This window comes from Oceanobacillus limi, from assembly GCF_900111445.1.
In the GTDB taxonomy this organism is placed as follows: domain Bacteria; phylum Bacillota; class Bacilli; order Bacillales; family Amphibacillaceae; genus Ornithinibacillus; species Ornithinibacillus limi.
The window spans coordinates 178128-200838 of the sequence record NZ_FOHE01000001.1; the positions used below are offsets into that span (position 1 = coordinate 178128).

Sequence of the window (22711 nt, forward strand, 5' to 3'; positions counted from 1 at the left end):
ATAAAGGGAATGAAGGAGGGAAAAGCATGGCAAAACGAACAAAGAAAAACGATGCAGCCCAAAAGAATAAACAAGGATTTGACGCTAGTAAGCAAGACACTGAGTTTGCAAAAGAATATGGTAGTGCAAAAGCAAACAAAGCACACAAAGAAGAAGCCAAACAAAGAAGAGCAGATAACTGGGAAATATAAATAAAGAAGGTGCCAGGCACTTGTCAATTTTTGACAAGTGCCTGGCACCTATATACAAGGGGGGGCATGGATGCCGTATTGTGAAGTGAGTAAGGCGAAGATTTATTATGAGGTAATTGGGGAAGGAACACCAATGATTATGGTTCATGGATTTGGACTTGACCACCGAATTATGAAAGGGTGCATGGAGCCGATATTCCAGCAAAGATCAGATATACAAAGAATCTACTTTGATCTCCCTGGTATGGGAAAGACGAAAGATTACGATCGAATTCATCATGCAGATGATATGTTAGAAGCGGTTTTAGAATTTATTCATTCCATTATTCCGAATCAGTCTTTTTTACTAGCTGGTGAGTCTTATGGTGGCTATTTGGCAAGAGGGGTAATGGTCAAGCAAAAGGAAAAGGTAGCCGGACTTGCTCTCCTATGTCCAGTCATCAAACCAAAAAAACAGGAAAGAGTTTTACCACCGCATACCATCTTATATAAAGATGAATCGCTCCTATCTCGCCTTTCACAAATGGAAAAGGAAAAGTACCTTTCCGAAAATGTCGTTTTAAATGAAAAAAATTGGCACCGGTATAAAAATGAAGTTTATGTTGGTTTTCAAAAGGCTAATCAAGATTTCCTCACTAGAATCGAAAAAAACTATGGATTAACTTTTTCAGTTGATGAGGGATTTTATGATAAGCCAGTCGTGTTTATAGTAGGAAAGCAGGATTCAGTTGTCGGCTACAAGGATGCTTTTCACATTCTAGATCATTATCCACTAGGAACCTATGCTGTATTGGATCGAGCCGGTCATTACTTGCAAATTGAGCAAGATGAATTATTTGTTAAGCTTATCAATGAGTGGCTGGACCGAATAGAAACTGAGACTAGCAAGTTTTCCAATTCAAAGTAGATAAATGGAATGACAATTGGGTATCTTAAGGATGAAGGAGGGGTACGATGGTTAACCAAGACTTCGACAAGTTCATCAAATACCAAAAGAAAGAAAAAGCGATTTACCCTGGTCATCCGAAGCGTGGGGAAAAAGCAAGTGGAAAAATGTCCGATCGTAAAGTCTCGACCGAGCATCCGGGTGCAACAGGGCGAGATATTGAATAAGAGAAATTGGGTGAGGCGTAAACTCACCCGATTTTTTCATGGAGTTAGAATACATACTTTGGATGTACTGGTTGAATTAGGAAAAGATATAGACATCTAAGTATCCTAGTAGGTGTTATGAAACATGAGTCAGGACATTATTCACTACATCATTTTATTTAGTGCTATTACGATTAATGGAATGGGATGCATGTATATCCTGCGAAAAAACGTCAAGCGATATGGGATGATTTTTTTCTTGAGTATTTTGGCAGCGATAATCTTATGTCTATTGTTTTATTGGATGGGATTTTATCGATATGTATTGCCCATTCAACACGTTTTACCAGCAGTAGCAATAAGTTTTAGCTTTTTGGTTTTACTTGTGATTCGATACCGCCCAAGAAATAATACTTTTCCATTCTTTTTTATCCTAACGACAAGTATTTTTTCGATCGAAGTTCTATTGAAAGATTACGTTGGTTTTATTCACTTTCGAAACGGGTGGGATTATTGGGATTCCTATTCCCTTTACTGGGTATATGCAAGGTTATTTAATCATATCGGTGTCTATCTTGTTCCATTTGAGTTTCGTAATCCGGTAGATCACAACAAAAAGATGTATTGGTGGTTGTTCTATCTTCTAATCGTTTACTTTTGTGTAGGTGTTTATGTATTGCATAAGGGCTGGGATCATTTCTTTTAACTGGTCAGGGATTTCTTCTCGTGGAGGAAGAAGTAATTCCTGACTATTTTTTGCTTATTTCCTATGCGGGTTCACGCATTTAAAGGACGTTATCAGGCAATTACGACCAAGCATCAGGATGTTTCATAGCCGAACGAATTCGATAGATGAACTGAGTTAGTTCGACATTTTTTGAATTCACTTATTATTCTTGAATCTTTTTTCTTTTCCGAATCGTATCCTTTACAGAAGAACTTTGGAAACATATGAGTGAAGGAATACTTGCGTGCTAGTTTAATATGGTTATAGAAACGGATAGTAAATAGGATTGAAAAAGGGGGGGACCTCATGCTAGCTAAATTACAAGTTAGTCCGATTAATTCATATATTGATGAGGAAGTGAACATAAAGGTAATGGGGTGTATGGAAAATACGGAGGTATCTATTTATGCAACAACCTTTGATGAAACACAAAAGAAGTTTACTTCCTACGCAACGTTTATTGTGCCTTCAGATAGAATTGTAGATGTAGCCACGCAAAAGCCTGTTAAAGGTACGTATGACACAGTAGACGCATCGGGTTTGTTTTGGTCAATGATGCATACTGAATCGAAATGGGATGACTATTATGAGAAAAAAAACTCTAATAAAGTATCGATAACACTAGTTCTAAAAGTAAATGGAATAGAACAGGATTCGTTAACCATTCAACGCTTTTTTTATAGGGATGAGGACGTAACCAAGGAAACTGTTGCACATCAAAATATTGTTGGGACAGTTTTTCATCCAAAACAGAAAGGAACTTTTCCAGCAGTTATCGTACTTAGTGGATCAGATGGTGGAATGCAGGAACATGCTGCAGCTTTACTGGCTTCAAAAGGCTACACAGTGTTAGCTCTTCCCTATTTTGGTAGTGAGGAAGGAGTACCAAATAATCTTGAAAATATCCCTTTAGAATACTTTCAAGAAGCAACCGATTGGTTACGAGAGCATCCAGCTGTTAATGGAAACATTAGTTTAATTGGTTATTCAAGAGGTGGAGAACTTGCACTCCTTTTAGGGGCAACATTTGACTCCTATAAATCAATTATTGCTGGAGTTCCGAGTGCTTATATAACAGCCGGAATGAAGAATGGTATATTTGCGCCAGTTCCGTCCTGGGTGTTCCAACAGAAACCATTACCATACCTGAAGTTTACTTATCGTTTCTCATCCATGGTTGCTATCTTAAAGAATTGGATAGTAAGGAGACCAATTTCTTATTTATCAATTTGGGACAATTCCCTCAAGAACGAGGCAGGATTTAGCGAAAACCGCATTGCTGTAGAGGATATTCATGCTCCGTTGCTGTTGATTACTGGCGATGATGATCAACTATGGCCGTCAAGTCTTTATGTCAAGATGATTGAAGACAAATTAAAGCACTCAAAGACTACCCATCAAAATCGTTATCTATATTATGATAATGCTGGCCATTTTTTATCCTTTCCATATAGCTTTGTTAATCTTCCTGCTCAGGTATACATGAATGTTGGAGGCGGAATGACGATGACATTTGGCGGGTCAAAAGCGGCAAATGCAAAAGCTTCTAGAGATTCCTGGCTTAAAATCCTAGATTTTTTGGCTGAAAACGCATAAAGAAATACCACGGATGAAGTGGGAGTTAGAAATTATGAAGCCGATTAATTTTTATATTGGTGCGGGCCTTACAAGATATTTCATCCTTGTTAAATATGATGTTAATTTTTTGGAATATTATGTTACTATTAAATTAGAAATTTAGATTCAGAGAAATGATGAACGATAAGGAGCTTTAAAAGGAACGTATCCTTTTTTCTCAAAGGAGCACATGAGATGGTATATAATGTAAAAATGCCTGGGGCGTTTTTAGTTAACCTCATATTATTTGTAGTGTTATGGAATATATTTGACACGTTTTCTAGTCACTTAGTCATCTTTTTGTCCGCAATGATAATTGCTATATTGTTAGGTTCTATTAGACGCAGATGTGCGATATACGAGAATCAGTTTGTACATGAGATCTTATTTAATAAGAAAGTGATTCTTAAAAGGATAATCGATCCGCAACAGATGAAACAATTAAAATTCATCCGTGTTGGCTGGGCGAAAAAAGGTGTCAAGATCAAAGTTGAAAAGGCTTTTCCTATTAAACTGGAAGAAATGGAGCCTGATAATGGGTATGAACATTTAATGGAATTTGCAAAAGAGAACGGTGTATCAATCGATAAGACACGAGATTATTCCATTTTAGAAAGGATGAATAAGTAATGGTAAATCCAATAAAAAACAAGGTCAACACGATTTTCGTTCATGTAACGGATTTGAAGCGCTCCGTAAAGTGGTATAGTCAATTACTCAATCAGGAAGTGGAGCTGGAAACTGTTTCTAATCCTGTCTATAACATCCCAATGAACCAGTATACCGGATTAACCTTAGATGCAGGTCCTAAAGGGGTTACCAAACAAATTCAACCTTCTAAAAATCCCCTGTTCAATTTTCACACAGACGACATTCAGCAAGCTTATGACTATATTTTAGAATTAGATTATCGAGTGGAATCTGAAATTGTAACGTTTGATGATTTTGCATTTTTTACAATTAGTGACCCAGATGGAAATGTCATTATGATTTGTACGGGATGATTTATTGCGTTATAAACCATGTATAAATGAGGTGTTCAAATTGAAAAAATATATTATTTTTGCTGTTAGTTTTGTTGTGTTGTATGCGTTATTTCAGGTTCTGTCAGGGATGGTTCTAACCTATATATATACACCAGACCTAGAAGAAGCTTGGACTAAGAGTGGAAATCTATCTCAAGAGGCTGTTCTCCTAAGTGATCGTCAATCGTTATTACTTCCATTTATTTTTGCCTTTGTTTCCGCTAGCCTTGCTTATTTCATCCCGCAGAAAACTTCAAAAAACGCTTCAAGCAACTAATTGTTCTCTAAATTAAAGAGGTGAGCTACATATGGGAAAATGGGACGTTCAATTATTGGAATTTACCCAAATGCATGATAACTTCCTATTGGATTGGCAACAGGCAATGGTATCAGGTGATACCACTGCTTTGGAAAGAATGAGTGATGATTATTACGTAGCGTTTTTTAATGGGGGCAACGAGAAACCTTACTTGTTCAATAGGGAGGAAGCGGTGCGTGGAATGCAACAATCTGTAAAACAAGTAATGGGAGCTAAGAAAAAATTCGAAAATAGAATAATTCGTATGAAGGATAGTAAAAGTGCTGTAGTATTTTATGAGCAAGTAATAGAAAAGAATGAACACGTTTTGGCAAGGTTATTTACGATTGAAAGCTGGGAGCTGCAGGCTGGGAAATGGGTGATCGTGAAAGAAGTAGAAGAGCCAATTAGTTAAGGGTATTTCTGGTGAAAACGTTGGGAGCTTTAGTAGGATCATTTAAAAATTTCCATGGAGGGATGGTTATTTTAAAAGGAAAGATTATATTTCTATTCATGTTGTTAAGTCTGGTTGTTTTTGGTTGTTCGCCGGAATCAGGGAATTCTTCAGATGAGAATACTACTATGATAAAGACTGTTTTAACGGAGCAATTAACTGGTCCAGACGAGCGTTTTATCGAACTAGTAGAAGATCCCGCAAATGTTACGGTTATTGGGGAAGGAAAAACATTCGACTCACAAACAAATACAGAACTGGAGCTCTATCTAGAAGAAACTTATAAATCTTATTTTACTGAAAATTTCTATGACACCTTTATTGGTTTGTACGCAATTAATTTCCAAGCAGCATTATTCAACAATAACTATGAAATGAATGTCGAAAGTATTGACACCAAAAAGAATCGTTCAATAGAAGGTGCATACGATTTTACTGTACATGTCACTTACAAACAAAAAGATCAAGAAGCGAAAGACGCAGAATTATCGGGGAGAGCCTATATATACGAAGAAGGTAAAATAGCAGATTTAATGTTTGCAAAAGATAATGATTTACCGGATGAGTTAAAACAATAAATATGAGTGTATTTTAGGGGGATGAAAATTTGAGCTTTAAAATTCGCGACATGAGAAGAGAAGATATAGAAAACGTTCAAGACGTAGCTAAAAAGAGTTGGAATGCAACATATGAAGGGATCATTCCTAATAGGATTCAAGAAAATTTTTTAAACGCTGCCTATAGTGACGAAAGGATGGAACAACGGTTAAGTGGGTCTTATCTATTTGTTGCTGAAGTAGAAAACAAGATTGTTGGTTTTGCTAATTTCTCACCGGTTCAACGCAACGGAAAAGTAGAGTTAGGCGCAATCTATTTATACCCAGAGCACCAAGGCAAGGGGATAGGAAGTGCGTTCTTACAAGAGGGTATTCAGAAGATAGATGGCATTAGAGAAATATATATTAACGTGGAAAGAGATAATACGATAGGAAAAAACTTTTATGAAGCGAAAGGGTTTAAGCTAGTAGAAGAATTCGATGATAACTTTGATGGCCATATATTGAAGACTTTGCGTATGGTTTTAGCTGTTGGTTAGTAGTATGAAACGAAACGCTTTTAGTTTAGGAGGATTTGATGGAGAAGATTATTTATCGGGAAGAAACTAGTTTATTTCCATATATGGTTATTACTTTTCTCTCTATCGTAACGTTTCGAAAAATTGATAGAGTAGAGAAACGAAGAATCGAGCTAAAAGAAGAAATAGATCAAGAAAAAGATAAGGTTTAAGGGGAAAAGGAGAGAACGGATGAAAACAGTTGCTGTTTATTGTGGTTCAAGTACTGGAGTAGATCCAATCTATATGCAGGAAGCGAAACGACTCGGAGAAGTATTGGTGGAAAATGGTCTAGATCTCGTTTATGGAGGTGCTACTGTTGGCTGCATGGGCGCTGTAGCAGATGCAGTGATGGAAGCTGGTGGAAAAGTGATCGGTGTTATTCCAGAGAAGCTTAGAAACGTTGAGATTGCGCACCACGAACTAACGGAGTTACATGTAACGAAAGATATGCATGAGCGAAAGTCATTAATGGCGGAATATGCCGACGGATTCATTGCGATGCCTGGTGGTGCAGGTACTTTAGAGGAATGGTTCGAAGTATTTACTTGGGCACAGCTAGGTTATCATCTCAAACCATGTGCTTTACTAAATATAAATGACTATTATTCTCCACTACTAGCGCTATTAGATCACATGATTGAGCAAGGGTTTATGAAGCCTGCCTATAAAGACCTCATTGTTTTTGAACACGATCCTGTCCTGCTAATTAATCAACTAAAGGATTACAAGGGTGACTATATACATAAGTGGTAATGTGTAGGAATATAAACGGGTAAGGAAAAACGCACTTTTAAAGGTGCGTTTTTTTTTGGCTGCATACGTGTAAGCTTCCTATTTTGCTTAAGTAGAGGAAGGGAACAACTAGATGGGGAATTTCCACTAACTACTGGGACAAGGAACCTGTCCCCACGACCCGTCCGCCCGACCCGTCAAAATCTTTACAATTGTTTACAAAATTAATGTTCATTTATGAAACTTTCTCCTATATAATTCGTAAGTAGGTTGAATACGTTACCAGGGGGAAAGTTTTTTTATGTTGAAATTTATTTTGAAGAGAAAGATCTTAGTTAGTTTGGTTACCGTGTTAATCATTATTTTAGGGGGGTATTCCTTAACAAAGCTTGACCAGGTGTTATTACCAGAGGTTGAGTTTGATCAGGCTTATGCGATTATCAGTGCGGGTGATATGTCGGCAGCGGAAGTTGAACGAACGATCACCAATCCGCTGGAGCAACGCATTCAGGGGATTGATGGAGTAGAGGATATTGACTCAACAACCGCTATTGGACAGAGCTCGATATACATAATGATTGAGTCAGGTCGAGGAGAAGATGTTTCGAAAGAGGTATCTTCTGTTGTGCAATCGGTGACAGCTGATATTTCTGGAATCACAGAAGTATTAACAGATCAAGTGGGTACGACACAGGATTATGAATTTTTCCTAGATATCTCCAACGGTGATATGGATGAAATGACAAAGTTCGCCGAGGAAGTACTAGAACCTCGAATTGAGAACTTGAAAGAAGTTAGTGATGTTTCTTTAATGGGAAACCAGAACTATGAAGTGGCGATAGAATTTGACCGAGAAGCTATTTTGGAACATGCACTTGATGTTTCTCAGGTTGTTTCCGTTATTCAAGAAGCAAATACAGAAGCAACACTTGGAGAATTATCAGAGGAACAAGATGAGCCAACGATAAGATGGCAAAGTCAAGTTGGTTCTGTAGAAGAAGTGGAGAACATTCAGGTCCCAACTCAGACAGGATTTGTAGACCTTGATGAGATTGCTAGTGTCTCATTACAGCCATTAAGTTCTTCATCTTATGTCTGGAAAAATGGAACAAAAGACTTTATTTTTGCCCAAGTGGGACGTTCTTCAAACACCACACAAATTGAATTAGCAGAGGCAATACGTGCAGAGATAGCAGATATCCGGGAAGAAGGGCTTGTCGATGGCTTTCAATTAAATGAGCTAGTGGCACAGGCCGATTATATTGAGGATTCGATAAATGGTGTCACAAAAAATATTATTATTGGTGGGATTTTAGCAATCGTTATCCTATTGCTATTTCTCCGTAATATTCGAGCAACAACCATTATTAGTATTTCCATACCTACATCGATCTTGCTCACATTTATTACGATGTGGCTGCTCGATTATAGCTTTAACATTCTAACCTTAATCGGATTAGGACTTGGGATTGGAATGATGGTAGACTCAGCCATTGTTATTTTGGAGTCGATTTATCGAAAAAAAGAAGAAGGACTCGAAGCAACAAAAGCAGTTATCGAAGGAACCAAGGAAGTTGCAACTGCTGTTATCGCATCCATGCTAACTACGATTGTTGTATTTTTACCGATTGGAATTATGGGGGGAGAAGTTGGCCAGATGATGATCTTGTTATCTGTCGTTGTAGCGACAACACTGATCAGCTCGGTTGTTGTTTCCTTTACACTAATTCCATCCCTATCAGAAAAATTCTTAAAGCTTCGTAACAAGAAAAAGAAAAGAGAGTCTAAGATTATAAGTAGTTATGGGAATTTCGTTGCATGGATTGTGAAGAAAAAGCGTCATAGCTTTGCGGTAATCGGTTTGTTCTTTGTTTTATTGATCGGTTCGCTATTTTTGATACCAAAAATTCCAATGAACATTATGCCAGATATGTTAAATCGCTACTCGGAGCTATTTATAGAAGTGGAACCTGGTTTATCGGTAGAGGAGAGGGAAGAACTAGCGGCATCCATTAACGAGACATTGGTGGATATTGAGGATGTAGAATCCAACCACCTTATAGATGAGAGTGGTTCCTACTTTGCGTTAATCAATATGACCAAGGATGATGACATTACCAGGGAGCAAGAGGAAGTAAATGACGAGATCTTACAATCGTTACGTGATTTATCCGAGGATACCGCAATAACGAATGTTCAAAGTATGATGTCGGTAAGTGCGGGATACCCTGTGCAAATACAAATTTCAGGAGAGGAATTTGATCAACTGCAAACACTTGGTGAAGAGTTTGGCGCAGAGCTAGAACAAATTGATGGCATTGAAGCAGTAACAACATCGATTGATCGTACATCATTTGAAAAAGTCATCCGTCTAAATCATGATGCGATTGAGGAGGCTGGATTGTCTGATAGTCAAATTAGACACTTCGTACATCAAGCATTTTTAGATATGCCAGTCGGAGAAGTAAAAGTCGATGATGACAATATTCCATTAATGGTGAAATGGGATGAACAGACAACAACGGAAGCATCCTTATTAGACTTAGAGGTGCAAACAGCAACTGGTGAAGAGCCATTATCTGAGTTTGTGGAGTTAGAAAGTGTTGCTGTTCCAAATGAAATTTCCCACCATAATGGAGAGCGATATATTACAGTTTCTGCAGATACAAGTGGAACGGACTTAGGAACAGTAAATCGTGACGTACAAAACTTACTAGAGGATTTTGAAACGCCAACTGGATATACGATTGACGTTGCAGGCGATTTAGAAGCACAACAGGAATTAATGATGGATATGGTATTAATCTTGGTTATTTCCATCTTCTTGGTTTACTTAGTAATGGCTGTCCAATTTAATCATTTCTCTCAGCCGTTTATTGTAATGTCGGTTATTCCGATGACAATTGTTGGTGTCATTCTTGGATTGTTCATTACCCAATTAGAGTTAAGTGTCATGTCTGGTATGGGGGTAATCATGTTAATTGGGATTGTGTTGAATAATGCGATCTTACTAATTGATCGAGCCAACCAACTGCGACGAAAAGAGATGGATCTCGTTGCGTCGATTTCAGAGGCAGGGAAAAATCGTATTCGTCCGATATTCATGACAACTCTTACGACAACAGGAGGAATGCTTCCACTTGCACTTGCTTCTGGATCAGCTGGAAATTACCAAGGACCAATGGCAACTGCAATTATCTCTGGCTTGCTATTTGCTACACTAATTACGTTAGTACTTGTCCCAGCTGTATACCGAATTTTCTATAGCTTTGGAAATGGTGTTCGTAACCTGTTTAAACGTAAGAAAAAAGAATCAAAGAAATTAAAGGATTTGGCAGGCTAAATTAGCGGATAATTTGTTGTAAGATAACGGAATACACGGTAGATAAATAATAAGATAAGTAGTTCTACTCCTAGGGAAATCCGAGCGATTCGAAATTTTCAAGTTCGCTTGGATTTTCTTTATGGTTTTCGTAGCATGATGCAACACAGGAATAGCACATGAATGATTCGTAAAGGATTGAGGGAAAAATTATCACGATAGATTCTAAGTATGAAACAGAGAAATGAGCCGAAAGAATATCGGCTCATTTTATCCTTTAATATAGCTTTTTACACACTTACTGGGTAGCCCGCCAATTCGTACAACACACGTCCTAAAGTGGGATTTTTTCAAATCATTCTACCTAAGCTAGTCTCCCGTACCAATTTTTTTCACGAATTTTGTTAGCCAATAAGAGGGAAATACAACTCCAAGATCGATGAGGAATACATAAAACATATTCATGCCATTATTAAATTCAATTAACCCCAAAAAATTCTCTAAGGATGCAAAACCAAATGCGAAGATGGCACTAGCAATGATCGTGTATAGGTAAAAATTCTTCTCATGATTGATACAATATTGATAAATAAGCATAAATCCTACTGGAAGTACAGATGAAGAAATGCTTAAAGCAAATGGAAGAATAGGAATTAAGAAGTATTGATGAACGAACAATGTAGTAGATCCAAGCATAACATCTACATATGTCCACAAGATATGAACCGAAAAACCAAAAAACAACACCTCAAATATCCTTGAACGATCCACAACCATGTAAAGAATGATTAAAGGTATAATTAACAATGCCAACACAAACCAAAATTGCCAGGAATCGAAATTGGAGTATTCTTTCCAATAGGAAATTAATAGTGAATTTAATTCTATACTCGTATCATAAATTTCATTCCAGAATTCGTTATACGACATACTAATTCCTCCAGCTGTCACGGAATAAATGGTTTCCTTTTATTTTGTGACAAGCTGGCCCGTTTATACCAAATTGTTACCATTTTTTACTACAAAGATAAGTTCCAATTGTTTCATAGTAGTACTAACTAATTCTTACTAGGAAACGAAACAAACTCCATACAGAGTTTAAGAGGAAAAAAAGAGCAGTCTTTTGTGACAAGACTACTCTATCTGCTGTCTTTATTTATTCCGAATGACCAATAAGTATTTACTATTCACTACAAGTAATATAACTGCCATAAGAATAATAGAAAAGGTTTGAGATTCTCCATTGTTCATTGAGTAAACAGTAGCTAATGTTATCGCAGCAATTAAAGATATATTTAAGATGCTTTGTGATTTATACAAACCATCTAGGATGACATGCTTTTCACCATCGTCTGCTACATCAAGTATCGATTTAGCGTAATTCGGTTTACGATCTGGGTACATATATTGTATTATTTTTCCCATATAATGGAGTAGGAAAAAGCTAAAAACGAGCAAGATAATCGATACGATCGTCATGCTTAATTGCTCCGTTATAATAAGGCTCAAGCTAAGAGCGAGAATGGATAAATAGAAACTGGAATTTGAAGACAGAGAATAATCGGCAAACAGTTTATATTTTCGATCCTCTACCTCATCTTCTTCATCCCCGGTAACGTTTTGTGTGTTTAGGGCCTTAATCTGTTGGAATCGAAATACACTCATGGTTATTAGAATAAAAGAAATTGCAATTATGCTAATAACGGTTATCTCACCAGCAACATTGACTTCAGAAAAATTCATCAAACCATACACGACAAAGAAACCAGCAACCCCACTAATTAAAAACTGTACTATCGATTTCATTTATAACTCCTCCTCCTCAAATTGGAAAACATTTTCAACAGACTCATTAAAAATACGTGCAATACGAACGGCGATAAGTAGGGAAGGCATATACTCTTCGCGTTCGATCAAGCTAATTGTTTGTCTGGATACTTTTGCGAGCTTGGCAAGTTGAGTTTGATTATAGCCTTCTCTTGCTCGAAGCTCCTTTAAGCGACTTTTCAAACTTCATCACCTTCTATTCTTTTAATCTAATAAACTAAGTGTAGATGATAATAATCATTTTGACAAGTATAATTGTCATTAATAATATGATTTTTGTCAATTGCTTGATCATTTTTCACTTTTGACATTTGCATAGGAAGAAAATATAATGAAGGTGTACGCTAACAGGTTAAGGAGGATTATGAAAAGGTGACACATGCAATGAGACTACGATTCCTAACTTTGAACAAGTAATTAAATAAGTTCAAAGACTCTGTTTTTTGTGATACAGAGTAAACGGGATTAGTCTGCCCTTTTTTAATAATCTTCATTTTTGATAAACGTAAGTAATGTGAAGAAAGGTGGATAGGCTGCCTTTCTTTTTTTATATCATTAGGTTCCGACGACTGCCTTACCTTCAAAGAAACTGGACTTTTCCCTTTACTCTTTTTAATTAATCACAAGCAGATTGCTTGTGATTTTTTAATTATATTTTGGGAGGGATTGACATGATGATGTTGCTATTTTATTGATACGAGTTTCGTGCGCAAATACTCGTATCGATCCTAGCTATCGATACGAAATACAATTACATTTCGGAGGTAGCGAAAATGGAACAAATTTGTTTTGAATTAGAAAATGTAGAGATTTCTTATTTAGATAAGGATATTTTAAAAATTGAACGATTAGCCATTCATCAATTTGATCGAATTGGAATCGTTGGAAAGAATGGTGTGGGTAAAAGTACCCTGTTGAAGTTGCTAGCGGGAGTTATACAACCGACCAAAGGAATGGTGAAGCGCCATGTTGACAGCGGATACCTGCAACAAGTGGAAGCGCCAAACGATTACGATGCAGATCCGGCGTTGAAAGGAAAACTGGCTATCCCTAAGGAATCGGATGTGTTAAGCGGTGGAGAGCAAACAAGACTGAAGCTAGCACAGCTTTTTACCGATTATCATGAAGCACTTCTAATGGATGAGCCGACAACACATTTGGATCAGCAAGGAATTTCTTTTTTGCTGGATGAATTACGTTATTATTACGGTGCGCTCGTACTTATCAGTCATGATCGGAAGGTTTTAGATGAACTGGTTACGACGATTTGGGAGGTACGGGACGGGGAGGTCACCGTATACACAGGGAATTATACCGATTACATGGAGCAGAAAAAGCTAGAGCGTAATCAGCAAATGCAAGCACATGAACACTATATGAAAGAAAAGAATCGTTTGGAGCGAGCGGCACAGGAAAAAATGAAGAAGGCAGAGAAAATCACGCAAGCCAGTGGTAAGCCCAAGAAGGAAGCAAAGGCAAAAGCCAATCGGATGTTTGAGACCAAATCAAAAGGAACGAGCCAAAAAGCAGTCCATCGGGCAGCGAAAGCAATCGAACAGAGAATGGAAAATCTTCAAGAGGCAGATGCTGTACGGGAGGAGAAAAAGCTTGTTTTCCGTCAATCGAAAACCGTGGAATTGCATAATAAATTCCCAATTATGGCCGATAATCTCACCCTTCAAGTAAACGAAAAACTCCTTTTGGAAGATGTAAGATTTCAGCTTCCACTTGGTAAAAATAGTGCGATTACAGGAAATAACGGTACAGGAAAGAGTACCTTGCTTCGGCATATTGCAGGCCGTGGTAGCGAATTGGTAATTTCTCCAAAGGCTAAAATTGGTTATTTCGACCAAATGAGTTATCAATATACGTCGGATGAAACGGTCCTTTCCTTTATGAAAACTCGCTCCGATTACGAGGAAGGTTTTTTACGAAGTGTGTTGCATCACATGCGATTCGAAGGGACGGATTTACAAAAGCATGTAAACGCATTAAGTGGTGGAGAAGCCATTCGCTTACGACTTTGCCAGTTATTTTTAGGGCAATATAATATTTTATTATTGGATGAACCAACAAATTTCTTAGATATTCAAGCGATTGAAGCATTGGAAGATTTTATGAAGGGCTATGAAGGGACAATTGTGTTTGTCTCGCATGATAAAACGTTTATTGAAAAGGTAGCAGATAAGCAGTTTAAGCTAGTGGATAAGAAATTGCTATAAATAGATGAAGAGCAGAGGTTGTGTACTTGGAGCAGGAGAATATAATCTTGGTTACGGTTAAATTCATATGATTGAAGCATTTGAATATTGTACCAAGATTTTACGCCATTACTCCTTGGTCACAACCACTGCATAATAATTAGATCCGATTGCTTGCAGGATAGCTCCAATTGCTCCAATGATCTGTCCTGCTTGATTTCCTTTTAATTCATGGACGCTACCTATTGCTTCTAATCCAGCCCCTAATCCTTGAAGTGCATTTCCGATAGCTAGCTCTTTTTCACCTAATAAATAACTTGCAAATGAACTCATGGACGCTCCAATTGATTGAAAGGATTCTCCCAAAACTTCTAATCGGATAAAATCTGCATCAACGGTTTCATCTAAACCTTGCATATATTCAGCTAGAGAAGTGGCAGCAGCACCAATCGTATCAATCCAGTTTCCTGTGAAGGATAAGTGGTTATCTGTTGTCACACTAGCCATAAATGCTGTTCCAACTGCCTGTAAGCCATCTCCAACTGCAGTAAGTTTATTACTAATACTAGGCGATTCCTCGAAAGCTCTGTTTGAGGCAATAGCTGCGATTATGGTTCCTGCAGCATCGATCCAAGCTCCTGTAACTAATTTTTCCTCATCAGTCATCCCATCACTTCACATCCTACAAGTTTCTCCTAGCATAGTTTATGCGAATAAAAAATTTTTGTATGTTTGCGATAAGAATACTACTACACAGGGGCGTTTCAATGCATGAAGTAAATGTAGCAAAATACTTATAGATAATGGGGAAGATATTATTTTACCAGTAATTATAGAAAGGGAACGACGTTTTAATGGGAGTATCTTATGTTGTGGTATAAATTATTTGTCTGAAAATTTTGGTTTAGTAAAGGAATTTTATGGTACGATGACATTATCAATTGGAGGGTGGATAGGAGTGGGAGTGTCTATGGATGTCGTACCTTTTCTAGTCGTGAGCTTACTATGTTTAGCTGCCGTATTAATTGCATTCGGAATTTGGAAGAGAAAAAGGATAAATCATAAAATTTATGTTTTAGCTTTGTTATTATTCATTTTGGCATTTGGAAGTACGTATATTCCTCATCAAGTGGTGACAATAGATCCAGCAAATGTTTCCATAATAAAGGTGTTTGATGGGAATAGTGGACAGGAAGTAGTGATAAGCGATCATACAGACATCGGTCATATCATCACGAACCTTAATGAACAAACATTTCAAAAAGGGAAACCTTCCTTTGGGTATATGGGCTATCGTTTCCGAACAACGATTTATGATCGGAAAGGGAATGAGGTTAAAACGTTCATCATAAATTCACACGACAGGATAAGGTACAAAGGTTTTTTCTATACTGCAGATGGGTCCATCGATTATGATTATATGGAGAATGTCGTTGAAAAAGAGTAGTGTTGATGGAAAAGTTTATAGCACTACCTAATAGTGCCACGAGACCAGCAAAGACTTGGTTCGTGGCTTTTTTACTGTTATTACGAGCCAAGGGTGTGACTCCCTTTTACAAACAGAATGTAAAGCTTATGTAAAGTTTTAAACGAGCTACTTGAATCGTTCATTCGGTTCTTGTAAACTTTGATATTGAAAGTCGATATAGAATTTCGATATTACGGTTAGGAGGTAATATATTGGAAGATAAAGTACTTCGGAAATTATTTCTAGGATTTATCCACATACATATCCTCCACCATGCGAAGGAACATCCTATTTATGGTGTATGGATGGTAGAGGAATTGAAGGAACATGGCTATAACATAAGCTCTGGTACACTTTATCCAATCCTACACTCGATGGAAGCCGATGGATTATTAAATCGAGAGGACCAAAATGTTGAGGGTAAAATAAGGAAATATTATTCAATAACTGAAAAAGGAAATGAAATTTTAATGGAGGCAAGAAATAAAGCCTATGAGCTTTTCAAGGAAATTAAAGACTAGAAAAGAAGGTGAATGAAATGCAAGAGAAGAAAACAGGATTTAGGGCACTTTTAGAAATTCTTATCATATCCTCAAGACTTGGATTATCTTCTTTTGGTGGACCTGTTGCCCACCTGGGTTATTTTCACAATGAATACATCCGTAGAAGAAAATGGCTGGATGAAAAAAGCTATGCGGATTTAGTTGCGTTATGTCAATGCCTTCCAGGGCCAGCAAGTAGTCAGGTAGGAATCGGAATTGGTGTGATGCGTGCCGGTGTTTTAGGAGGAATCGTATCCTTTATTGGTTTTACATTACCATCTGTAATTGCATTAATTGTATTTGCGTTAATTTTGCAAGGACTTGATGTCGCTGATGCCGGTTGGATCCATGGCTTGAAAATTGTAGCCGTAGCAGTTGTTGCTCATGCGATTTTGGGAATGGCTCAAAAACTGACACCAGATGTAAAACGGAAAACGGTGGCTTTATTAGCTCTTGTTGCTACGCTATTATGGCAAACTGCTTTTACACAGGTTGGAGTAATACTTGCTGCTGCAGTCTTAGGTTTCTTGTTATACAAACAACATCGTGATACAGAAGATGCGGATATCCGTGTTCCAATATCCAAAGGCTTTGCAACCGTTTGCTTATCCTTGTTCTTTGGTTTATTAATCCTTTTACCGATATTAAGGGAAGTTACCGCGATCGACTGGATTGCCATGTTCGATAGCTTTTATCGATCTGGATCATTAGTATTTGGTGGTGGGCATGTTGTCTTGCCATTATTGGAACGTGAATTCGTCCCTACAGGGTGGCTTAGTGAGGAAGCCTTCCTAGCTGGATACGGTGCAGCTCAAGCAGTCCCAGGTCCATTGTTTACCTTTGCTGCTTATCTTGGTGCGGTTATGAATGGCTGGGCAGGTGGCTTACTAGCAACTGCTGCGATATTTTTGCCAGCATTTCTATTGATCTTCGGTGCGCTGCCATTTTGGGATGCATTACGCCGTAATCCGAAAATTAAAGGAGCGCTAATGGGTGTCAATGCTGCTGTTATCGGGATTTTGATATCTGCTTTTTACCACCCGATTTTCACAAGTTCGATTCTTGCTCCAATTGACTTTGCCTTCGCGGCGATTCTGTTTAGTATGCTGGTCTACTGGAAGCTTCCACCATGGATAGTGGTGTTAACTGGTGCGATTGGTGGATCACTAATAGCACTTATCTAAATGTTAAAAGTAGGGAATACAAGTGAATTTCCCTGCTTTTTTTCATACGAAAATTTAATATAGAGTAGCTATGAATTACGCTCATCTAAGGAAAATCATAAGGTTCGCTATTCAATACTCCCAAATAATAACCAGCTAGGAAAATTGTTACAATTAATACAAAGTGAACAAACCCCCAACCAAGTCTGCCGAAATAAAACGTTTCAACTGGAATAGGTCTCCGAATATTATTCGGTATGATCAAATTCCCAACCCATTCGAATAGAAGTAAATAAATCCACCACCATGAATAGGAATCAAATAAATCCCACTTAAACGTATATTGAATCAAATCCGTGCGACTGAGTACGAAGGTTTCGGCAAATACTCCAATATGTACAAGTGTCCAATAGAATGGGATTTTCCATTTCCAAAGTTCAGGACTATAGTGTACCCCAAATAGAACCAAAAAAGGGAATGCTGTACTTACGGTAAGGATAGGCATAGATGTTATGTTTGGAAAAAATCGATTCGGAAATGTATAAAATCCGATAGTTACGAAAATATAACATAATACATTGCCAACAAAAGCGCTCAATACATAAAGTAAACCGTATTTTTTCCAATCCAATCGTAAAATGAAAAAGGAGCCTATTATTGAAAAAAAGATAACTGCTAATGAGATATATAATTCACCATTCCAATTTGTAACCATGAAATAACGTCCTGTTTTATTTAATATAATTGTCTAGCATGCCTTCCACTTCAAGGTGGTGGGAACTGCCAATAAAGATTTGTTCGTTCATACAATCAGTCAGAGATGAAGAATCCCCACTGATGAAACGTTTCCTTTATTATGTGCAACTACTTTTTATCAATTCATCCTTTTAAAAGAAAAACTAACCACTGGTGTATCCAGCGGTTAGTTAAAAGCGGATTCTGTATATTTATTTCCAGCATTCCAAACAAGATATTGCTGGATATCCTGATCTGTTAATGCTTTGATTTGATCTCGCACATCTTTTTCCGTGTACGTTCGTTTTAGGTCAAAATCCTGAATCCATGGTCGTATGGTGGCTGTGCTTTTTCCATTGTTTTTAAGTTGTTTATTCTTTTCGATTGCATCTTCCATGGCCTTTGTCATTAAGTCGTACGGATGATCATTTGGATTGTCGATTCCATAGGAGTTTGGTGCATAGTGGGATGGGTATGTCATTGGAGAAATATAATCAATTAATGGAGAGATTTTTTCCCATTTTTGTCCGATACCCATATCATCACCTGCTGACGTCACTAATCCAAATACATCCGCTGAAACATAAACGGGATGATCCTGCAGTTTCTCATTAGAAAATTCCAAGTAATTGGTTATGAGGTCACTTTTGGAAGTGTTGTTCGGATTATCAAAGGCTACTTCTTGATCCACTTTCTTGGCGTTTTCCGGGAAACGAATATAATCATATTGGATTTCATCGATTCCATGTGCAGATACCTCTGCTGCGATATCTGTAACATACTCCCATACTTCTTTTTTATAGGGGTCAATCCATTTGGTACCGGCTTTGTCTGACCATACGGATCCATCTTTTCGTTTTAATGCGACGTCTGTTTTGTGTTCTGCTAAATATGGGTCTTTAAACGTTACTATACGTGCTATTGTATAAATGTCTTCTTCTTTGAATCGATTTATTAACGCCTCTAAGTCAGAAACACTCGGATTTGTATCGGATCCAATTTCATTGGCAAGGTCAATTTCGGAATCATAAGTGAGTTTTCCATAGTCATCCTTTACATCAATAACAACTGCATTTAAGTTGCTGGATTTTACCATATTAATGAATTTATCTACATTTTCTTCCTTGATGGAATTGCGATTAAGGTAAATTCCTCGAACATCTCTTTTATTAGGTTTTTCTTGTTTCTTAACATCCTTTTTTTCTTCTGTTTCATTTTCTACATTTTCTTGTTCTTCGATTTCGTCTATTTTATCAGCTTCACCAGGTTCATCAGTGTCTCCCTTTGGTTTGTTCGATAAATTGTTTATTTGATTATCGCCATCTTTTTGTGTTGTGTTGTCAAACGAGCTTGGCGTTTTTTCTGATTCATTTTGGGACAGATTGTTTGTACAACCAGTTATTAAAAGCAACGTAACCATGATCATAAAAATGATGTTTTTCAGCTTGGATCCCTCCTTTTTTATTTTTACGTTGTGTCGGAAAACCATATCTATCCCAGTTATTTATTAACAACTCCGACATTAAGCCGGTCTGCATGAGAAGCTAAATAATGGGAATTATAGAGCATGAAAAGAGGTGTTGATTTTGAAACGTTTCTTATTTTTATTCATTACGTTTTTCCCCTTTTTCTTCCTGTCCCTCCATGAAAGCGCTTTGGCTAATGAGGGTGAAGATGACTTGGAAATCGCAAAGCGCTTTTTACCGAAAAATGGGGCGTTAGTCGTTCCATCTCAACCCGAAAATGTCACAGCAATTCAACGATACGATTTTGATAAGGATGATGTGCAAGAAATGATTGTTACCTACAAGGTAAAAGGCAATTCGAAACAAAAAGCAATGGTGTTGAAGAAAGAGAGGGGAAAATGGGAAAAGATATGGGATACTTCGGGCAAAGGTATTGATATTGATTACGCGGGATTAGCGGATATAACTGGAAATGGAACGGACGAGTTCATGATCGGTTGGATGGTAGGTGCATCTGCCGGAAGTGAGTTAGCTATCTTTACTTGGCATGAAAATAAACTGAAGAAATTAGGCGAGAATTATCATTATCATAAACTAGACACGTTAAATCGTGGGAAGCGTACTAGTGTAGTTATCTGGGATCGATTTTGTTGTGACGCGTATCGTGTAAACGTATGGAAATGGACAGATGGCGACATGGTACACGACGAAAATATGTATGAAGCATATTACCCAACAATCGAGGAATTTTATGAGGAAAAATTGGCAGCAATGAAAGCCTGGTATTACTGGTATGGACTTGCGGATGCACAAATAAAGGCAAATCTTTTAGACAAGGCACGGCAATCAATCGAACAGGGGAGAGCCTTGCACAATGGACAAGAAATGTTTGATGACTTAGAAAAAGAACTAGAACATAAAGAACAGTAGAGTTTCGGTTTACGTTGCAAATATTTTCAGAAAATATTTGCAGGTATATATACCTATATGGAGTTGTTTGTGTTATAGTAGTTTTGGTGGAAAAAATATAAGGAACGTGAAAATTTTAATAAAGAGCGTGATATGATGCGTAACACGGAATTATTTTATCGTAATGTCCTTATGAACGGAATAAAAGATATGGTTTACATTATGGAATATCAAAATGGGCGGTTTCTTTATTCGTTTATTAATCAGGCAGTGAAAGATTTGGCTGGTTTTGATGATTCCATTATTGATAAGCCTTTAGATGAAGTTGTACCAAATGAAAAGGCTTCCTTCTTAGCTGAAAAATACAAAAAAGTAGTGGACACACAAGAAATTGTCGTTTATGAGGATGATTATCCTTCTATTTCCGGAGAGATTCGCTATGGTGAAAATAAACTCAGCCCTATTTTTAATGAGGCTAATGTTTGCACTCATGTTGTTGCGGTTGTGAAGGATATTACCGAACAGAAAAAGGCTGAGCAAATAGCGAAGAAATCAAAAGAAATGCTAATAGAAGGAAAAGAACGGTATCAATCCTTGTTTGATTATAATTTAGACGCTGTTATCACGCTAGACTTCAATGGGTTACTCATTACAGGAAATCACGCACTGGAAACAATGTCTGGTTATTCGATACGTGAACTTACAGGGAGATCGTACCTACGTCTTATTAAACCAGGCCATATAAAAAAGGCTAAATTGTATTATGACAAGGCATTAAACGGTGTTCCTGAGGAATTTCGTCTCTCTGTCAAGCATAAGGATCGAAAGCAAGTCGAGATCATAGCGAAGTTCTCACCGATTGTTGTAAGTGATGAAATTGTCGGTGTATATGTGATATGTAAAGATATTACGGAACAAATTAGATTTAGAGAGAAGTTTACCGAAAGTGAAAATATTTTTGAAATTATCACCGAACATTCAAGAGACTTGATTACGATGTTAAATAGTGAAGGGGAATATATTTATGCTTCTCCTTCTTATAAAGAAGTATTGGGATATTATAGTGATGAGTTTTTAGGAAAGAAGTTTTATCATAATATATATCCAGATGATGTCGAGCATTTGAAAAAGACGTTTTATCTGTCCAAGGAAAAAGGGGAACCGTGGAAAGAACAATTTCGCCAAAAACATGAATCCGACGATTATATATGGTCAGAGTTACATGGTTCACCGGTTTATGATGAGGATGGTCAATTTAAACAAATGGTCGTCGTTTCTAGGGATATTTCTACTCTAAAAAACTATGAATCTAAGTTAGAGAATTTTGCTTATCATGATGAACTCACCGGTATATTAAATAGAAGGTACTTTATTGAACATCTTGAAAAAACGTTGAAGTCTAATAAAGGTTTGGGCAATCGTTTTGCTATAATTATGATTGATTTGGATAAATTAAAGCCGATTAATGATACGTTCGGGCATGATGTTGGGGATGCATTCTTGCAGGAGTTTACTACACGTGTGAATCGAGTTATTCGTGAAAGTGACACATTCGCTAGATTAGGAGGGGATGAGTTTGCAATTTTTATCCCGCAAATTGATTCTATTCAAAGTGTTACCAATGTTGCGAAGCGGATCACTTCTGTATTAGATACACCGTGGATGATTGCTGATGAATCCATATCTATTCGTGCTAGTATTGGAATAGCAATTTCGAACCTTAAGACGGAATCAGCGCATCGTTTAATGAAAGCAGCTGATGAAGCGTTATACGAAGTGAAAAATGCGGGTGGAAATAATTATAAGTTGAATTATATTTAATGAC

Annotated in this window: 26 protein-coding genes; 20 read left to right on the forward strand and 6 right to left on the reverse strand. The window is 37.3% G+C overall.

Going from position 1 to position 22711, the window contains the following annotated elements:
• Window positions 1–26 precede the first annotated feature (26 nt).
• The 14 genes from BMX40_RS20025 (at window position 27) to BMX40_RS01120 (ending at window position 10596) form a co-directional block, all read left to right on the forward strand.
• The gene (locus BMX40_RS20025; RefSeq protein WP_170840621.1) at window positions 27–191 is read left to right on the forward strand and encodes a hypothetical protein; all 165 of its coding nucleotides are present in this window, start codon (window positions 27–29) and stop codon (window positions 189–191) included.
• 70 nt (window positions 192–261) lie between these two features.
• Window positions 262–1098 (forward strand): alpha/beta fold hydrolase, encoded by an 837-nt coding sequence (locus BMX40_RS01070; protein ID WP_090865951.1) that lies wholly within the window; start codon window positions 262–264, stop codon window positions 1096–1098.
• 47 nt (window positions 1099–1145) lie between these two features.
• Entirely contained in the window at window positions 1146–1304 is a 159-nt protein-coding gene (locus BMX40_RS20030; RefSeq protein ID WP_170840622.1) for a hypothetical protein, read from the forward strand.
• Between the two features lie 124 nt (window positions 1305–1428).
• A complete protein-coding gene (locus BMX40_RS01075) occupies window positions 1429–1989 on the forward strand; it encodes a CBO0543 family protein (protein ID WP_090865953.1) in 561 nt (186 codons plus the stop codon).
• A gap of 327 nt (window positions 1990–2316) precedes the next feature.
• Window positions 2317–3606: an alpha/beta fold hydrolase gene (locus BMX40_RS01080; RefSeq protein ID WP_090865956.1), complete on the forward strand. Its 1290-nt coding sequence runs from the start codon at window positions 2317–2319 to the stop codon at window positions 3604–3606.
• A gap of 216 nt (window positions 3607–3822) precedes the next feature.
• A complete protein-coding gene (locus BMX40_RS01085) occupies window positions 3823–4257 on the forward strand; it encodes a hypothetical protein (RefSeq protein ID WP_090865958.1) in 435 nt (144 codons plus the stop codon).
• Complete coding sequence (locus BMX40_RS01090) at window positions 4257–4631, forward strand: VOC family protein (protein ID WP_090865960.1); 375 nt, start codon at window positions 4257–4259, stop codon at window positions 4629–4631. The genes BMX40_RS01085 and BMX40_RS01090 overlap by 1 nt, the downstream gene beginning before the upstream one ends.
• 40 nt (window positions 4632–4671) lie before the next feature.
• Window positions 4672–4929, forward strand: coding sequence for a hypothetical protein (locus tag BMX40_RS01095; RefSeq protein WP_090865962.1), 258 nt, complete (start codon window positions 4672–4674; stop codon window positions 4927–4929).
• A 31-nt stretch (window positions 4930–4960) separates the two neighbouring features.
• Complete coding sequence (locus BMX40_RS01100) at window positions 4961–5365, forward strand: DUF4440 domain-containing protein (protein ID WP_090865965.1); 405 nt, start codon at window positions 4961–4963, stop codon at window positions 5363–5365.
• Window positions 5366–5385: 20 nt separating this feature from the next.
• Window positions 5386–5982, forward strand: coding sequence for a hypothetical protein (locus tag BMX40_RS01105; protein ID WP_170840623.1), 597 nt, complete (start codon window positions 5386–5388; stop codon window positions 5980–5982).
• A 50-nt stretch (window positions 5983–6032) separates the two neighbouring features.
• Window positions 6033–6500: a GNAT family N-acetyltransferase gene (locus BMX40_RS01110; RefSeq protein WP_090866429.1), complete on the forward strand. Its 468-nt coding sequence runs from the start codon at window positions 6033–6035 to the stop codon at window positions 6498–6500.
• A gap of 38 nt (window positions 6501–6538) precedes the next feature.
• Window positions 6539–6691: a hypothetical protein gene (locus BMX40_RS20035; protein ID WP_170840624.1), complete on the forward strand. Its 153-nt coding sequence runs from the start codon at window positions 6539–6541 to the stop codon at window positions 6689–6691.
• Window positions 6692–6710: 19 nt separating this feature from the next.
• Window positions 6711–7274 carry an LOG family protein gene (locus BMX40_RS01115; protein ID WP_090865969.1) on the forward strand — a complete coding sequence of 188 codons (564 nt, stop codon included), beginning with the start codon at window positions 6711–6713 and terminating at the stop codon, window positions 7272–7274.
• A gap of 280 nt (window positions 7275–7554) precedes the next feature.
• Window positions 7555–10596 (forward strand): efflux RND transporter permease subunit, encoded by a 3042-nt coding sequence (locus BMX40_RS01120; protein ID WP_090865971.1) that lies wholly within the window; start codon window positions 7555–7557, stop codon window positions 10594–10596.
• Window positions 10597–10944: 348 nt separating this feature from the next.
• On the opposite strand, the gene BMX40_RS01125 is transcribed toward BMX40_RS01120, so the two are convergent.
• The 3 genes from BMX40_RS01125 to BMX40_RS01135 all read right to left on the reverse strand — a co-directional run bounded on the left by BMX40_RS01125 (window position 10945) and on the right by BMX40_RS01135 (window position 12585).
• The gene (locus tag BMX40_RS01125) at window positions 10945–11505 is read right to left on the reverse strand and encodes a hypothetical protein (protein WP_090865976.1); all 561 of its coding nucleotides are present in this window, start codon (window positions 11503–11505) and stop codon (window positions 10945–10947) included.
• Between the two features lie 222 nt (window positions 11506–11727).
• Window positions 11728–12381 carry a DUF3169 family protein gene (locus tag BMX40_RS01130; RefSeq protein WP_090865977.1) on the reverse strand — a complete coding sequence of 218 codons (654 nt, stop codon included), beginning with the start codon at window positions 12379–12381 and terminating at the stop codon, window positions 11728–11730.
• A complete protein-coding gene (locus tag BMX40_RS01135; RefSeq protein WP_090865978.1) occupies window positions 12382–12585 on the reverse strand; it encodes a helix-turn-helix transcriptional regulator in 204 nt (67 codons plus the stop codon).
• 590 nt (window positions 12586–13175) lie between these two features.
• On the opposite strand from BMX40_RS01135, the gene BMX40_RS01140 reads away from it, so the two are divergent.
• Window positions 13176–14624 (forward strand): Msr family ABC-F type ribosomal protection protein, encoded by a 1449-nt coding sequence (locus BMX40_RS01140; protein WP_090865979.1) that lies wholly within the window; start codon window positions 13176–13178, stop codon window positions 14622–14624.
• A gap of 108 nt (window positions 14625–14732) precedes the next feature.
• On the opposite strand, the gene BMX40_RS01145 is transcribed toward BMX40_RS01140, so the two are convergent.
• Window positions 14733–15269 carry a DUF6944 family repetitive protein gene (locus tag BMX40_RS01145; RefSeq protein WP_090865980.1) on the reverse strand — a complete coding sequence of 179 codons (537 nt, stop codon included), beginning with the start codon at window positions 15267–15269 and terminating at the stop codon, window positions 14733–14735.
• A 220-nt stretch (window positions 15270–15489) separates the two neighbouring features.
• Between BMX40_RS01145 and BMX40_RS01150 the strand changes: the two genes are divergently transcribed.
• The 3 genes from BMX40_RS01150 (at window position 15490) to chrA (ending at window position 17797) form a co-directional block, all read left to right on the forward strand.
• Window positions 15490–16050 carry a hypothetical protein gene (locus BMX40_RS01150; protein ID WP_244513302.1) on the forward strand — a complete coding sequence of 187 codons (561 nt, stop codon included), beginning with the start codon at window positions 15490–15492 and terminating at the stop codon, window positions 16048–16050.
• A 233-nt stretch (window positions 16051–16283) separates the two neighbouring features.
• A complete protein-coding gene (locus BMX40_RS01155) occupies window positions 16284–16592 on the forward strand; it encodes a PadR family transcriptional regulator (protein ID WP_090865981.1) in 309 nt (102 codons plus the stop codon).
• Window positions 16593–16609: 17 nt separating this feature from the next.
• On the forward strand, window positions 16610–17797 hold the full coding sequence (chrA, locus tag BMX40_RS01160; protein ID WP_090865982.1) for a chromate efflux transporter: 1188 nt from the start codon (window positions 16610–16612) through the stop codon (window positions 17795–17797).
• Between the two features lie 85 nt (window positions 17798–17882).
• On the opposite strand, the gene BMX40_RS01165 is transcribed toward chrA, so the two are convergent.
• Window positions 17883–18491: a CBO0543 family protein gene (locus tag BMX40_RS01165; RefSeq protein ID WP_090865991.1), complete on the reverse strand. Its 609-nt coding sequence runs from the start codon at window positions 18489–18491 to the stop codon at window positions 17883–17885.
• Window positions 18492–18698: 207 nt separating this feature from the next.
• Window positions 18699–19931, reverse strand: a complete 1233-nt coding sequence (locus tag BMX40_RS01170; protein WP_170840625.1) for a putative glycoside hydrolase — start codon at window positions 19929–19931, stop codon at window positions 18699–18701.
• A 166-nt stretch (window positions 19932–20097) separates the two neighbouring features.
• Here BMX40_RS01170 and BMX40_RS01175 point away from each other — a divergent pair, with 166 nt between their 5' ends.
• Window positions 20098–20907 (forward strand): hypothetical protein, encoded by an 810-nt coding sequence (locus BMX40_RS01175; protein WP_090865995.1) that lies wholly within the window; start codon window positions 20098–20100, stop codon window positions 20905–20907.
• A gap of 135 nt (window positions 20908–21042) precedes the next feature.
• Window positions 21043–22707, forward strand: coding sequence for a PAS domain S-box protein (locus tag BMX40_RS01180; RefSeq protein WP_280139663.1), 1665 nt, complete (start codon window positions 21043–21045; stop codon window positions 22705–22707).
• Window positions 22708–22711: the final 4 nt, after the last annotated feature.